Source organism: Citrobacter sp. Ct235, from assembly GCF_030332305.1.
Classification (GTDB): domain Bacteria; phylum Pseudomonadota; class Gammaproteobacteria; order Enterobacterales; family Enterobacteriaceae; genus Citrobacter_A; species Citrobacter_A telavivensis.
Map to the genome: position 1 here is coordinate 1 of NZ_JAOWIC010000047.1, position 14,989 is coordinate 14,989.

Below are 14,989 nucleotides of genomic sequence, written 5' to 3' on the forward strand. Positions count from 1 at the left end.
AATGAAGTTCACGTTGCGCTCGATTATAAAAATAGCCGGGGAGGTCACCTCATGCGGGTAAGGCATTTATGGCTTGGATTATTTGCTGTTGTACTTGTTTTATATACAGCGTACTGGTTATTGACCCGCCCGTGGCCGGTAGCCCCTTTAACGGCAGAGGAAAAACAGATGACAGATAAGCTTTTTGAGCAAACCAAACCGCAGTGTATTGGTCGCTACCTTTTTGATATGCCCGTTTCATTCAACAACGCAGCGGTCGGTCAGGTAAAAATTAATGAGATGAGAATTACCAGCAAGCGGCTGTATCCTCCGGCGTTTGCACAACGAGTTTATCTGCGTGAGCAGGAGCTGAAAAAAAGCCCTACTGTCGATCCGGAAGATCAGCCTTTTCTGAAACAACTGTATCGGATAAATGACAATGCAGTCATTTTTGATCGTAATGTAAATGAAAGTGTGGCAGGCGGAATGCGGGTTCTTGAAGGACATCTGTATAGCAAAGGGGTTGCATTCATCCTGTATTCAGAATTCTTAGATCATACAAACCCTAAATATCTTGATAAGAAAAATATGTTAAAAAATGCGGGATTGAGTGAATCTAGCCTAAATAATAAGCCACAGAAGCTGGCAGAAATGCAAAACCTGCTTTCCAGGCTAAAAGGAAGAGAGGATGATGAAGTGCCAGCACAGCCCGGCATCTGTATTCCGGACGGTTTTATTAATGATGTAGGTGTGATATCAAAGGATGTTATCGATATTATTTATAATAATGATGATTTTGGCCTTATTATTAACAGTGATAATACTCTCAGGAAATCTGAAACTCTGTTAGAAAGGGCTGATGAAATTAATACCACCCTCATCAGAGTTGGTGCTCATACCCTGAAGAAAGGGGATGTAAAGCTTCCGGAGATAAATGCCGAAGAGTGGTTGATGAAAGGCAAACAGGATATCTATCATCCGGAAGAGAAAAGTGTTTCTGCCTACAGATTCACTTTTTACGGTAATGAGGATGTTGTTGATTCAAGGCATCCGATATTTTCCGTTGAATTGAATAATTCTGGTAAGGAAACGAAAAACTATACGGATTCACAGCTGGTCGATATCTGGGACAGGATCACCAGAACGTTCAGATATCGTCCCGGAGCATTCTGAGTCAGAGTTGGGCAGGAATTATGTCTCCGCACCGGATGAATGCATGAGTTCCTGTCTCCTGGTTGGTGTTATCTCGTTAAAAAGACGCCGGGCAATGGCACGGTGCTGGTGGGATCGCTGAGTGCAATATGCCGTAACAGCGAAATCAAAAGCGTTCTGGCAACCGTCGTTGACCACCAGGGAGCCTATGACGTCAGCGGCCTGAAGGATATACAGGACAGGCTGGCCCTGCAGTTTACCCTCAGGGCCATTGTGAAAATGGTCCAGGAGGTCTCGATCCCATGAAGACTTTTCGACAGCTTGCAGCATTATCTCTTATGGCGGACAGCATGCTTTTTTATTGCCCAGGCTATGGCATCCACGCCAGTGCAGAAGGACAGTCCAGTGATAAATACGTTATTTGCGCAAACCAAACCGCAGTGCATCGGACGCTATGTAATTGATGTTTCAATGCCCTTTAACAATCAGCTTCACGATATGATTTTAAAATTGAAAGCAGACATCTCTATTTACCTGCATTTAAATAACGGGTTGAGTTAAGAGAGCAGGCTTGCGCGATACCACTAATAAACTTGGTAACAGGCCTGAAAATACCCCTTTTTAAAAGATGTCATAAAAAAATATGCACTTTCAACGGATTGAGTGTCAGCCCGTGCATAGTTATCTGCTGGAACGAAAAATATGGAAAATAGTGCCAATCCTCTTTATGAATTTGACCTGTATGTCAACGAGGCCGATGCCACGCCAGCTAAACCATGGGGATAAACAATTTTGATAAAATAACGCGCTACAGCGAAGCGCAGATGGTCGAAATCTGTGACTGGCTGGTGAATTCCTTGCACTATGAATAGTCGCTAGTGAATTTAGCAATGCCTTTTACATACTTCCACAATAGTTCAAAAAAAGGAAACACAATGAGCGTCGGCTATTTTTTAAGAGTCGGTGATAGCACCACCTGCGGTGGGAAGATCCTTACCGGCGATCCAACGTTTCAATGGTACGGCGTTTCTGCTGCCAGAGAAGGAGATATGGTTAATTGCGGTAAGCACCCGGGAACATACAAAATCTTAGGCGGAGCCGCCGATACATTCGATGGAGGTCAGGTTCTGGCGGGGTCACTTGATAGTTTTAGTTCTTGTCCGTGCCATGCAAAATTTATCCCTGGTATTCCGGATAGTTACTCAAAGTGAGATAGGGAGGGATGGGACTAAGTAATTTCACAGCGCCAAACAAAAGACTAAATGTAATGTGAAAGGTTGGCGTTTTAATTAAAGCGTTACTGACAACCTATGCAATATTGACTGTGGAAAACAAACCTAAAGAAGCGATAAAGCAGGGGGGCATTGGTGTCGGTGTCGCTGCGGGTGGTATCGTAGGTTCGGTAGTCGCTGACAATCTGGATGAGGAATTTAGGGAGTTTACAACGTGGAAGATAAACTAGTTTACTTCGATTTGTGTGGTGCGTTATCAGATATATTAGTCGATGACGAGGGAGATATTCAAATATATTACCTTATTAGCTAAAAACTTCCCTGTAGCTATTGTTGAAAAAACTTGTTTGAATGGGTTCCCCTGTTTGTCACACCAATCTCCTGACGCTAGCACATACGGTATGGAGCGGATGCGATAAAAAAGCGTTATGGGTTAATGTTTGTACTATTGAAGTAAAAGAACTTCGCCGCAAGATGCAAACATGAGTTGCTTGTGTCTATTCTTAAAATAACCTATAAAAATAATAGCTAATCCTGAAGTCTGAAATGCCACAGCGATAGTCGCAAAGTAAAGCATGGTGTGCTTTTTAATTTGGCCTGTTAGCAGGTATCGTGGCATTCAGGTAATCAGGAACGTTACTTGTTGCTATTTTAACCTCTCCTTTTGATATTAAATATACACACAAATATCGAGCTTTACTATGGCATGGCCTATACCTGATATTCCTGAAAAAAAGTCTCTTCCAGCACCAAAATATTGGCTATGGATAATGTTTTTGATACTGATGTTAATCGCAGGTGCTGTTTCCAGCTTATGGATCTGGAATATGGCAACTTACTCTGAAGTTTTTTTCTACGGAGCTCTGCCTGCATTGTTTATTTGGTTCTGTTTATTTGGTGTGTTGTTTAATCGCTATGAGCAGTCTGTCATAGCCAGCAGGGCCTGGGATTTCGAAACAGAACAAACTAAAGCCGAATGGCGCAACTGGAGTCGACAACAGCTTGCAGTGGTTGGCAATGTTTTGTTTTCTCCGGAAGAGAAAGGAATGGAGGCACTATTGGGTGATTTGGAAAAGGTCCCGGCATTTCCTAAAAAAGCTCGTCCATTGTTCAACCCACCGCATAGTTTTCCAGCATTAATGGAAGAAACAGACCGAAGGCTGGAACAGCAGTACCCAGGCTACCGCTATTTTCTACACTCTGTTTATGTTTACGAATCGCAAGACAGAGTTGGCATAGATCGCAATAAATTGATTTCTCAGCAATGGGATCTCATACCCAATTCAATCCATTCCATGGAATTTATAGAATCTCTCTATGACGGGAATATCACTGACGGGGTGATATTAATTATTTCTCTCCAGGATTGGCCCCCTCGAAACATCGGGCAGTCAAGTGAATTTATTTCTGCTCAACTTATCGTCTCGCCGGCTTTTGCTCGGCTGCATTCACTGCCTGTTATCGCTGGTATAACTCGTATGATGCCGATGGAAGCAGGAAGTCTTACTAGTGAGTTAGATATGTTATTTGAATATGTTCAGCCGGATAAGCAGCATCTGGAATACGTTTGGCTGATGGGGGCTGCTGAAACAACCGCATCAGAAATAATGCAGTATGCAACTCTCCACCAGTGGCGGTTACCGGAAAAAAGGCCTCTGCATTCTATTGATCTCTCCTTTGGACCTCCTGGAGAGATGGCTTTGCCACTTTCCTTAGCGATGCTGGCTGAAGCCGCCAACAAAACCAGTAAGGATCAGCTACTGGTGAATCAGACGCCGCAGCAAACAGGGACTCTTTGCTTGGTTTCCAGGGAGCTTTACGCATGACCGAACCAAAAATATTGCCAAACGCACGCTATGGCTCATGGGGATATTTCCTTCTGATCATCGGTCTGGCGGGGATAAGCGCATTTTTAATTTTTATCAATCAGGAGAGTTTGAACAACCTCGGGATTTCAACTCAAAAAATCTGGACGAGTTGGGGCGCTGTGTTTGCAGTTTTGCTCTTTGGCTTGATTGGTTCACCCTTTTGGTGGCGATGGAAGCAGAGTAGAAATCAGGCTGTCTATAAGCCGCAGATGTCAGACAAGAAGCTCGCGCCGCCTTCAAGTGAGGATAGTGGCGCCAGTCAGATGTTATTCAGCCTTAAAAATCATCTTCGAATTCGTTACAGATTTTTCTGGCGCCATAAAGTCCGCCTGCTGCTCGTCACTGGCGACGAAGCTGCAATTGAGCAACTGATCCCCGGACTGCAAACCAACCAGTGGCTGGAAGGTGACCGTACCGTACTGATATACGGCGGCAGTCTGAGCGGTGAAATAGATACCGACAAACTCGCTGCTTTACGCACGTTACGACGTGGACGCCCGCTTGACGGGATTGTTCGCGTGATAGGCGAAAGCCAGAACCTCACGCCGCAGATAAGCGACAACGATCTGCGCGGACTTGAGAAAATAGGCGAAGCGTTGCGCTACTCCTCTCCGGTTTATCTATGGCAGTTGTGCGATAGCGCCTGGTCGCAAGTAGGCCGTAAATCTCAGTCGGTTGGCGTGACGTTGCCACTGCGCGCGATGCCTGATGATGTTGCTCCTCAATTCGACAAATTTCTGGCGCAACTTCGTGAGCAGGGGCTTTCGCAGATTGCAGAAAACCCGCGCTACGATTTTCTGTTACGCCTGGCACAGCAGTTTGAGCAGGGGGGCAGCCAGCGCTGGGTGTCGCGCCTGACGCCGTGGCTGTACAGTTCGCAGCAACGTGTTCCTTTGCGCGGCCTGATGTTCAGCCTGGCGGATCAGCCAGAAAACACTGTAGAAAAAATCACTGAAACAACAATGCCTTCCGCGCATCAGCACGCGCTCACCTTCCCACTCACCTGGCAGGGTGTGACAGAAGACTGTACGCGTGTGCGCGGACACCGTGTCGGAATGGCCTGGGAGCAAACCCTGGCGTGGGCCGTTATGGCGGTGATCGGCGTCTGGGGAATCGGGATGGTGTTCTCTTTTGCGTTCAACTGGCAGCAGATTTCCGCGGTGGCGAACAAATCGCACGCTCTGGTTAAACATCCTTCCGTTTCTGATTATCAACTGACGGCGCTGCACGACCTGCGTAATGATGCCGGTCGCCTGCAACATCATATGCAGGACGGTACGCCGTGGTATCAGCGCTTCGGCCTCGACCATAACCAGCAGTTGCTCGACGCGATGCTGCCCTGGTACGGCGTGGCGAATAACCGCCTGATCCGCGATCCGGCCAGTGCGGCACTGATGCAGAAGCTTTCTGCACTGGCAAATTCTGAACCAAATAGCGACCAGCGCGTGCAACTGGCGAAACCCGGTTATGACCAGTTGAAAGCCTGGCTGATGATGGCGCGACCAGATAAAGCCGACGGTGCGTTTTACGCACAGACCCTGAAAGCCGTGCAGCCGACGCGAATGGGGATCTCTACCGGATTATGGCAGAGCCTTTCCCCCGATTTGTGGGTGTTTTACATCACCGAACTGCCGAAACAGCCGCAATGGAAAATTACGCCGGATGCGCAACTGGTCAGCCAAAGCCGTCAGGTCCTGTTACAGCAAATTGGTCGTCGCAACGCGGAAAGCACGCTGTACGAAAACATGCTCAAATCCGTGCGTCGAAACTTTGCTGATGTTTCGCTGGAAGACATGACCAGCGGCACCGATGCCCGTCGTTTGTTCGCGACCGATGAGGTGGTGCCGGGGATGTTTACCCGTCAGGCCTGGGAAGGGGGTATTCAGCAGGCTATCGAAAAGGCCGCAAACTCCCGCCGGGATGAAATTGACTGGGTGTTAAGTGATAGCCGAAAAGCTGTCTCCTCAGATTTGTCGCCGGAAGCACTGAAAGCGCGTCTGACAGAGCGCTACTTCACCGACTTTGCCGGAAGCTGGCTCAATTTCCTCAACAGTCTGCACTGGAACTCTGTCAGCAATATCGCCGATGTCACTGACCAACTGACGCTGATGAGCGACGTCCGTCAGTCGCCAATGATTGCGCTGATGAACACGCTGGCCTGGCAAGGTCAGACCGGGCAGCAGTCCGAAGGGATATCGGATTCTCTTATTAAGTCGGCAAAGGACCTGATCGGCAGCAAAGACAAACCTGCCATCGATCAGAGTGCTGCGGGGCCTCAGGGACCGCTTGATGACACCTTCGGGCCACTACTGACGCTGATGGGCAAAAACAAGGCCAGCAACGTGATGTCTGCGGACAGCACGCTAAGCCTGCAGACGTATCTCACCCGCATTACTCGCGTGCGCTTGCGCCTGCAACAAGTGGCAAGTGCATCCGACCCGCAGGAGATGATGCAGACTCTGGCCCAAACCGTGTTTCAGGGGAAAAGCGTCGACCTGACGGATACTCAGCAGTATGGCAGCCTGATGGCCGCGAGCCTGGGTGAAGAGTGGAGTGGTTTTGGGCGTACCTTATTTGTGCAACCGCTGACGCAGGCCTGGGAAACGGTTCTACAGCCATCGGCCGCCAGTCTGAACGACAGGTGGAATCGCTCGGTGGTAGCGAACTGGCGCACGGCTTTTGATGGTCGCTTCCCTTTCGCGGTGAGCAAAAGTGACGCTTCCTTGCCGATGCTGGCAGAGTTTGTGCGTAAAGACAGTGGTCGTATCGACAGATTCCTGACCACCGAACTCAACGGCGTGTTGCACAAAGAGGGCAGCCAGTGGGTACCGGACAACGCGCACAGCCAGGGGCTGACGTTCAATCCGGCCTTCCTCAAAGCCGTGAATCAACTGAGCCAACTGTCAGACATTCTGTTTACTGACGGCAGCCAGGGGATCAGTTTTGAGCTACAAGCTCGCCCTGCTGCGCAGGTGGTGGAAACCCAACTGACCATTGACGGACAGCAATTGCACTATTTCAACCAGATGACCGACTGGCAGTCCTTCCGCTGGCCAGGTGATACCTACAAACCGGGAACCATGCTGACCTGGACTTCGACCAGCGCAGGGGCTCGTCTGTATGGCGATTACGGTGGAACCTGGGGCTTCATCCGTTGGCTGGATCAGGGTAAACGTCAACAACTCGACCGCAGTCAGTGGATGATGAGTTTCACCGCATCGGATGGACGCACGCTGCAGTGGGTGCTGCGCTCACAACTGGGCAAAGGCCCGCTGGCACTTCTCGACTTGCGTGATTTCAGCCTTCCTGGACAGATTTTTAGTGTGGATGCTACGGCTGCAGCCCAGGCTTTTACCACCAGTACGGATGCCTCTGACATGGAGGGGACGGGAGAATGATGACATTACAGAACTTACTCCACGCCAGCGGCGTTGGAGAAGTACAACTCCTGGCCGAAGCTCGCCTTCGTACAGTGGACTGGGAGCGTTGGCTGGCTCCCATCGACAGTCATCAGCCAGTTGGTGAAGACCCTGGTTATGACGATGATTTTCAGCGCATTCGCGAAGAGGTTAACAAACTCTCCGGCATTGATACCGGCCTGATTTGCACGCTTTCAGAAAAGCTGTTGACCAGTTCCTGCAAGGATTTGCGTGTTATCACCTTCTATGTTTGGGCTCGTCTGCATCAGGACGGTGAGTCCGGGCTGGTGGAGGGCGTTGAACTTCTGGCAGCAATGCTGGCGCGGTTCGGTACCCGTCTGCATCCGCAGCGCGATCGTAGCCGTAAGTCAGCCCTGGAATGGCTTGGCAGCAGCCGAATGACGGACAGTCTGTCCCTCTATCCTGAAGTAGATATGTCAGTGATGCGGCGGATCACCGCGGCACTGTTGCTGGTGGAACAGACATTTCAAACCTTTGAGGAGAATGCCCGACCTGAACTTGGAGGGTTATACCAGACTCTGGATAACCGATTGATACAAAGCGGTGGTGCCAATACGCTGGTGCCGCAAACCAGTCGCGAAGAAAGTAATGCGCCTGTATCGACAGCCTCATCAGCGCCCGTAATGAACGCTGTTACATCAGGAAGAGATTTACTCGATCAGGCCAAAGTGCTGGCGAAATATCTGCGCGATCAGCCCGGTGGCTGGCTTGCCGGGCATCATTTGCTGAAGAGTGTTCGCTGGGACACGCTGACGGAGCTTCCCCCGCTGGATGCCTCCGGACGAACCCGGTTGGTCCCGCCGAAGCCTGACAACAAAGCGCATCTGAAACGTCTGTATCTGCAAAAGAGCTGGTCAGAACTACTGGAGCATTCAGACATGTTGCTGGCGCAGGGGGTGAATCACCTGTGGCTGGACGTGCAGTGGTATGCATGGCAGGCACTGGTAAAAATGGATAATGACAGCGTTCGGGCAGACATCCTGTGCAATGACCTGAAAGGGCTACTGACCCGTTTGCCGGGGCTTGACGCGCTGGCATTCAGCGACGGTACCCCTTTCGCGGATGAAGTCACCCTGAACTGGATTACTGAGAAGGTTCTGGACGATGTTGCAGGCTGGAAAAGTGAGTCCGTTACCACCGCTCTCTCTTCGGACGATGATGTGCTCATGCTGGAGCCGGAAGTGCTGGCGAAAGCTGACAGTGAAGGTATTGAAGCAGCACTCAACTGGTTACAGGCTCGTCCAGGCTATACCTCTTCCCGCGACAGATGGCTGATGCGCCTGTTAATGGCTCGGGTGAGTGAGCAGTACGGTAAAAACGAAATGGCATTGCACCTGCTGAGTGAACTTGACGACAGCGCCAGTAAGCTCACGCTTGAACAATGGATGCCCGAACTGATGTTTGAAGTCAAAGCACGCAGGCTCAAACTGCTGCGCAGTAAGGCCGGGCGTAGTGAGGCTGATAAAACTCGTCTGCAGCCTGAAATGGATTTGTTGTTGTTCGGGCTGATTGCACTTGATCCGGCACGAGCCACCGTGTTGTGCGGCTGATACTCAAATAAAAGATTATAAAATTTATGGACGACTTAACCCTGCGTTATTACGACGCTGAAATGCGCTACCTGCTTGAAGCCGGTGAAGAGTTTGCCCGTGCCCATCCGGACCGGGCGGCGATGCTCAATCTTGATAAAGCGGGCGCACGCGACCCATATGTGGAACGCCTGTTTGAAGGCTTCGCCTTCCTGATGGGTAGGCTTCGTGAGAAACTGGATGATGACTTACCTGAATTGACCGAAGGGCTGGTCAGCCTGCTGTGGCCGCATTATTTGCGCACCATTCCGTCAATGTCGGTGGTCGAATTCACGCCGGACTGGCGTGGAATGAAAGAGCAGATGCGCATTGCCAAAGGCTTCGAGGTGCTCTCAAGGCCGATTGGCGACAAAGGCACGCGCTGTCGCTACACCACGACCCAGGAAATCAATCTCCAGCCTCTCACGCTCGATAAGGCGGCGTTGACGACCGATCCCGACGGACGTTCGGTGGTGAGCCTGCGCTTCAACTGTAGCCAGCTTGCCGACTGGAGCGAGATAGACCTCAGTCGTCTTCCTCTATACTTCAACGCCGATGCGCCGCTGGCCTGCGCTATGCATGAAGCGTTCACCATGAATGTTGCCCGGATGAGTCTGCGTCTGCCGGGCGATGTGGATGGAAGGCCGTTCGACGGGCATTTTACCGCGCTGGGTTTTGGCGATGACGATACCCTCTGGCCTAAAGGCAGCAGTAGTTTCAGTGGGTATCAACTGCTGCTTGAGTACTTTACCTTCCGCGAGAAATTCATGTTCACCGGCCTGCACGGGCTGGAGAACGTGGCATTTCCGGTAGAGTTGCTGTGGTTTGAAATCGACGTGGTACTGGCAGAACGCTGGGAGCATGACTTCAGCTTTACGGATAAACATCTGCGCCTGAACTGTGTGCCGGTGATTAACCTGTTCCCGCTGGAATCTGACCCGCTGACGCTCAATTCGCTACAAACCGAATACATGCTGCGCCCGATGCGCGTGCAGGATGGTCATACCGAGATTTACGCTGTCGATTCTGTGATGTCTTCCAGCCAGCATACTTATGTGCCGTTTTCGAGCTTCCGCCATAAAGGCGGGATGATGCGTCATGAAGCGCCGGAATATTACTATCACACTCGCGTGCGTCGCGGGCCGTCGGGACTGCATAACACCTGGCTTATCCTCGGCGGCGAAGCCTTTGACAACCACACCGTACCGGAAGATGAAAGCCTGTCGCTGACGCTGACTGGCACCAATGGTCAACTGCCGCGCCGGGCGCTGCAAAGTACCGTACTTGATACGGTGATGAAAACCACTTCGGCCAGTGTTGGTGTGCGTAACCTTTGCGCCCCGACGTTGCCTTGCTATCCACCGGATCAGGACCGTTTCCACTGGCGCGTACTTAGCCATCTCGGCAGTGGATTTCTGTCAATGATGGATAATGCTGACGTACTACGGGGCACCCTTGCGCTGTATGAGTGGACTGATAGCGAGATGAACCGCCGCCGCCTGGAGGCCATCATTGATGTGAAACACAGCGAAACGGAACGCTTCGAGCAGGGCTATCTGGTACGCGGCGTACTGATTGAAGTGACGCTCGACAGCCATGGTTTTGCCGGGCGTGGCGACATCTGCCTGTTCGGTGAGATGCTCAGCCGCTTCTTTGCGCTCTACACCGACATCTATCTGTTTAACCGCCTGATTATCATCCTGCAACCGACCGGAGAACGTCTGGAATGGGAAGAGAAGCACAACCGCCGTATTCCCGGCTGACCCTGCGACTGGAAGCCGACCTTCACCGCATTAACTTCTATCGTTTTTGCCAGTTGCTGGAGAAGCGCCAGCCCGAAAAACCGCTGATAGGTTCGACAACGCATCCATCAGACGACCCGGTGCGGTTTGCGCCTCATCCGGGGATGGGGTTTCCGGCCAGCGAACTGAAAGCAGTCGAATACGATGAAGAGGGCGACAGTAAACCGCCGGTTATTCGCACCACTTTTATGGGGCTGTATGGCGTTGATTCACCGCTGCCGACGGCTTATCTGGATGACATCACCCAACGTCGGGAAGGGCATGAGGCACTGCAGGGTTTTCTCGATATCTTCAGCCACCGCATCCTGACCCAGTTTTACCGCATCTGGCGCAAGTACTCTTATCCGGCAACGTTCGAACCGGGTGGAACTGACTCCATATCTCAGTCACTGCTGGGGCTGGTTGGGCTGGGTATTCCCGGAACGGCCAACCACATCGCCACGCCAGTATCGCGCTTTCTGGCGTTACTCGGCGTGCTGCGCCAGCCCGGTAAAACCCAGGAAGGAATGCAGGCGCTGGTCAGCCTGCTGGCACCGGATACCACGGTGAAAGCCAGCCCTTACTGTTTACGTCCGGTAGAAATCAGACAGCCGCTGGGTTTTTATGGCGATGAGGATTTTCTGCTCGATGGCAATATGCCCCTGGGTGACGAAGCGATGGATGCTAACAGCCAGTTACTCATTGCACTCACGACAGATAACGAACAGGAAGCACAGGGCTGGAAGCCGGATGGTCTGCTGTATCAGGATTTTCTGGTGATGCTGCGGGTGTATCTCGGCTGGCGGTTTAAAGCACGCATCACGTTGACGGTCGGTACGCATCTGCTGAAGGCTCCTCCGTTGGGCGAGGGGGCTTTCTGGCTTGGGATGAACGGCGTGTTGGGGGCGGAGGAGAAGACGCTTCCCGACGATATCCCGAAAACCTTTACCACGGAACTGGGCTCTTACAGAGGCCTGCAGCCTGCAACACAACAACAAGGAAACCGACGTGTTACATACAAGTTTGACTAAAATCGCGCTCTGTCTGCTGGTACTCAATCTGGTCGGGTGTGGCTTGACGCAGAGCATCACGGATGGAACTAAATCGGCTTTAACCTCTGTTTTTTACAAGAAAATTAAAACGCTGCATCTGGATTTTACCGCGCGAGAAGCGCTGAATACCGATGCCCGTGAGAATAACTCATTATCTGAATCGGTCGTCGTGCGGGTCTATCAGCTAAAAGACCGTAAGACCTTTGACAAGACGGTGTACCAGCAACTGCTCAAGGATGGCGACACCATTTTAAAAAACGATTTGCTGGCCACGCGCGATGTGGTGATAAAGCCGGGCGGCGATGCGAGCCTGGATATGCCGATGGAAGCCGATGCGAAGTTCGTGGCCGTGGTCGGGCTGTTCCGTTATCCGGATATGGCGAACAACACCTGGAAACTGGTGATGGAGCGCGAAGAGCTGGATCCTGACAAACCGCGCATTCTTGAGGCTGGACATAATCACCTGACGCTGCAACCCGTGAAGGACTAATGATGCCACAGGGACACAACACGCCGTCGTTGTATGAAATGCTGACCGGCAACTTCACCGGCGGTCTCGACCTGCACCAGGTCAACGAGCAAAACCAGGTGATTTTGTCGGTGCTCGATAATATGCAGCGGATCCTCAACTGTCGGGCGGGCACGCTGGCGCATTTGCCAGACTACGGTCTGCCGGACATGACCAAAATCCTGCAGGGGATGCCCGGCACGGCGCATCAGTTGCTGAAGACGTTTTCGGATGTGTTGCTGAAGTATGAGCCACGGTTGCAAAGCATCACCGTCATTCTGCTCGACCAGAAAACCCCCGGCGAGTTGCGCTACGCCATTGATGCTGAATTAAAAGGCATCGGTCTGGTGCGCTACGGCACCGATTTTATGCCGGAGGGGCGGGTGCTTATCCGCCACCTCAAACAGCAGAACTATCTCGACAACCAGGCCCGGATGTAGCCGTGAAAATTACAGGAAAAGCATGTCAGCGAAAGCCAGATTTTTGAAAAAACTGCAGGACCAGCAGCCCCGCAGCGGGCTGTTTGATACGAAATGTCAGGCGGATATCGCGGAGTTCTGCCAGCAGATGGGGCAGCTTAACGAAAATATAGAAAGCTGGCTGACGGATACTGGTATCGGCGTTGAAGAAACGATCGTTTCTGTCCTTGATTCTTTCGCCAGCGGCAGCTCTTTCAACGTGCCCGGTATTGTTCTGAACTATGAACACCGCAGGGTGAAGTTTACCCCGGTGTTTTTGTACGGGCAGGGCGTTACCGGCGGCGTGGAAGTGACGTTCTGTGCCGACGGGCAAATTACCTCATTGTATCGCCTGTTTATGCGTTCGAGTGACAACAGTCGCTGGTCATACAGCGTGTATGGCAGTACTGCCAGCTCGCGTCTTGCGTTCAGTGAAGAGGTCTTTTTCGACATGATTGGGTCACTGCTGCCCGATTAATTGCCCTTACGCCCGGTGCGCAGAGATGCTAGCGTTCCGCCATTTTTTCTCCTCAGGGATGAAACCATTATGCACGATGTACAACCCCGCCCAGTGAAAACCGGCAGCGACCCGCGTCAGCTTTCTGACTTTATTGCGCTGCGTGAAGAGATGGCGAAGCTCTCGCATCCGGCGCGCCCGGATGTGAACTGGGCGCAGGTGGAAACGCTCTCGCTTTCGTTGTTCGAACTCAACGGCGTTGAGCTGCAGACAGGAGCCTGGTACACGCTCGCCCGCAGCCATCTGGCGCGGGTGAACGGCATGAATGAAGGGCTGGCAATCCTCAATGCGCTGCTTTCGCACCAGTGGGCGCAGCTCTGGCCGCAGCCGGTTCATGCTCGCGCAGAAATCCTCAACGGGCTGCTGCAGCGTTTGCAGAAACTGTTTCGCACTTTTTCACTCAGCCACGCGGACTTAGCCTCTTTGCAGCAGGCAGAGCAGCAGCTTGTTGCGCTCGACGATATTCTGTCCCGTCAGGGGCTGAAACACGCCTGCCAGACTGCGTCGCTGATGCAGCAGATGCGCAGTGCGCTGACTCGACTGGAAAACAGTTCCCCGCAAGAAAGCGCGGCACCTGTCATTGTCCTTCCACCGCAGGCCCAGGTTTCCGGCGCTGCGCAAGACAATGATCCGTCGCTGAGTCGTCTGGTGTATGTGATTCGCCCGGAGCCGGAAGTGAGCGTCGAAGTAGTGCATGAAACGCTACCGCTGCCCAAGCGCTGGCCGGTGTTTGTGGCGGGAGTCTGTTCAGCGCTGATTACTGTCGCGGTTGTACTGTGGGGCTGGAGCTACGCTCACCGTGTTGACGGGGCGGATCTGGCGCTGAGTGCTTCCGTTGCGGCGTTACCGAAAGCGCTGAACCGCGAACAAATTCAGACCTTACGTCAGAATAATGGGTCATCGCTGGCTTCAGACGACTGGCTGAAACAGACCTCCTCACAGCTTGATGAGCTGGCGACAATACCGCCAGACTGGGCATATCAGCAGGGGGCCGCGCTGCTGAATCAGGCTCAGGAACTGTGGCCTGGCAATTCCGAAGTGATACAGATGCAGAAAAAGTGGCAGCAGCGTCTTGCCGGGAGCACGCTTCCAGCCAGTTCGCTGACGGGTTGGCATAACGGGATGCAGCAGCTTCAGGCGTTGTCAGACAGGCTGAATACGCTGGATGGTCAGAAGGGCAAATACATTACCGTCAGTGAGCTGAAATCGGTCGTTTATGAGATGACCAACAGCTTCCGTCAGACCGTTCCGCTGGAGGAACAATTCCGCCAGGTCGCATCCCCATCAATAGCAGAAGATGAAAAAATAGCACTATACAAAATCATTGAAGATCATCTGAAGGGAGAAATAATTATTTTCTCAGGTCGACAGAACCAAAATACGACATCAGAATTGAACTGAGTGGTGTGGCTGTTGGTATTTTTTTATCCTTAT

Annotated in this window: 12 protein-coding genes; all 12 read left to right on the plus strand. The window is 51.9% G+C overall.

All coding sequences use genetic code 11. The features are described 5' to 3' along the window. A partial coding sequence (locus OGY35_RS13225) for a Tli4 family immunity protein (protein WP_286632494.1) occupies positions 1 to 1,152 on the plus strand: 1,152 nt, incomplete at its 5' end. Between the two features lie 39 nt (positions 1,153 to 1,191). Further along, positions 1,192 to 1,437 (plus strand): hypothetical protein, encoded by a 246-nt coding sequence (locus tag OGY35_RS13230; protein ID WP_286632495.1) that lies wholly within the window; start codon positions 1,192 to 1,194, stop codon positions 1,435 to 1,437. A 629-nt stretch (positions 1,438 to 2,066) separates the two neighbouring features. Continuing rightward, positions 2,067 to 2,342, plus strand: a complete 276-nt coding sequence (locus OGY35_RS13235; protein ID WP_286632496.1) for a PAAR domain-containing protein — start codon at positions 2,067 to 2,069, stop codon at positions 2,340 to 2,342. Positions 2,343 to 3,064: 722 nt separating this feature from the next. Beyond that, complete coding sequence (locus OGY35_RS13240; protein WP_286632497.1) at positions 3,065 to 4,189, plus strand: KPHS_23130 family T6SS system protein; 1,125 nt, start codon at positions 3,065 to 3,067, stop codon at positions 4,187 to 4,189. Continuing rightward, on the plus strand, positions 4,186 to 7,629 hold the full coding sequence (locus OGY35_RS13245; RefSeq protein ID WP_502872701.1) for an ImcF-related family protein: 3,444 nt from the start codon (positions 4,186 to 4,188) through the stop codon (positions 7,627 to 7,629). The genes OGY35_RS13240 and OGY35_RS13245 overlap by 4 nt, the downstream gene beginning before the upstream one ends. Beyond that, on the plus strand, positions 7,626 to 9,221 hold the full coding sequence (tssA, locus tag OGY35_RS13250) for a type VI secretion system protein TssA (RefSeq protein WP_286632499.1): 1,596 nt from the start codon (positions 7,626 to 7,628) through the stop codon (positions 9,219 to 9,221). The genes OGY35_RS13245 and tssA overlap by 4 nt, the downstream gene beginning before the upstream one ends. A 26-nt stretch (positions 9,222 to 9,247) precedes the next feature. Further along, on the plus strand, positions 9,248 to 11,002 hold the full coding sequence (gene tssF / locus OGY35_RS13255) for a type VI secretion system baseplate subunit TssF (RefSeq protein ID WP_286632500.1): 1,755 nt from the start codon (positions 9,248 to 9,250) through the stop codon (positions 11,000 to 11,002). Continuing rightward, positions 10,966 to 12,051 (plus strand): type VI secretion system baseplate subunit TssG, encoded by a 1,086-nt coding sequence (tssG, locus tag OGY35_RS13260; protein ID WP_286632501.1) that lies wholly within the window; start codon positions 10,966 to 10,968, stop codon positions 12,049 to 12,051. Before tssF ends, tssG begins: the two co-directional genes overlap by 37 nt. Then, a complete protein-coding gene (gene tssJ, locus OGY35_RS13265) occupies positions 12,029 to 12,562 on the plus strand; it encodes a type VI secretion system lipoprotein TssJ (RefSeq protein ID WP_286632502.1) in 534 nt (177 codons plus the stop codon). Before tssG ends, tssJ begins: the two co-directional genes overlap by 23 nt. Positions 12,563 to 12,564: 2 nt before the next feature. After that, a complete protein-coding gene (gene tssE, locus OGY35_RS13270; protein ID WP_286632718.1) occupies positions 12,565 to 13,020 on the plus strand; it encodes a type VI secretion system baseplate subunit TssE in 456 nt (151 codons plus the stop codon). 22 nt (positions 13,021 to 13,042) lie between these two features. Next, a complete protein-coding gene (locus tag OGY35_RS13275) occupies positions 13,043 to 13,516 on the plus strand; it encodes a hypothetical protein (protein ID WP_286632503.1) in 474 nt (157 codons plus the stop codon). 69 nt (positions 13,517 to 13,585) lie between these two features. Then, a complete protein-coding gene (locus OGY35_RS13280; protein WP_286632504.1) occupies positions 13,586 to 14,956 on the plus strand; it encodes a VasL domain-containing protein in 1,371 nt (456 codons plus the stop codon). Positions 14,957 to 14,989: the final 33 nt, after the last annotated feature.

Excerpts from the sequence above, each read along its gene's own strand:
- OGY35_RS13230 (WP_286632495.1), top strand. The coding sequence starts at position 1,192 with ATGCATGAGTTCCTGTCTCCTGGTTGGTGTTATCTCGTTAAAAAGACG.
- OGY35_RS13235 (WP_286632496.1), top strand. The coding sequence starts at position 2,067 with ATGAGCGTCGGCTATTTTTTAAGAGTCGGTGATAGCACCACCTGCGGT.
- OGY35_RS13240 (WP_286632497.1), top strand. The coding sequence starts at position 3,065 with ATGGCATGGCCTATACCTGATATTCCTGAAAAAAAGTCTCTTCCAGCA.
- OGY35_RS13245 (WP_502872701.1), top strand. The coding sequence starts at position 4,186 with ATGACCGAACCAAAAATATTGCCAAACGCACGCTATGGCTCATGGGGA.
- tssA (WP_286632499.1), top strand. The coding sequence starts at position 7,626 with ATGATGACATTACAGAACTTACTCCACGCCAGCGGCGTTGGAGAAGTA.
- tssF (WP_286632500.1), top strand. The coding sequence starts at position 9,248 with ATGGACGACTTAACCCTGCGTTATTACGACGCTGAAATGCGCTACCTG.
- tssG (WP_286632501.1), top strand. The coding sequence starts at position 10,966 with ATGGGAAGAGAAGCACAACCGCCGTATTCCCGGCTGACCCTGCGACTG.
- tssE (WP_286632718.1), top strand. The coding sequence starts at position 12,565 with ATGCCACAGGGACACAACACGCCGTCGTTGTATGAAATGCTGACCGGC.
- OGY35_RS13275 (WP_286632503.1), top strand. The coding sequence starts at position 13,043 with ATGTCAGCGAAAGCCAGATTTTTGAAAAAACTGCAGGACCAGCAGCCC.
- OGY35_RS13280 (WP_286632504.1), top strand. The coding sequence starts at position 13,586 with ATGCACGATGTACAACCCCGCCCAGTGAAAACCGGCAGCGACCCGCGT.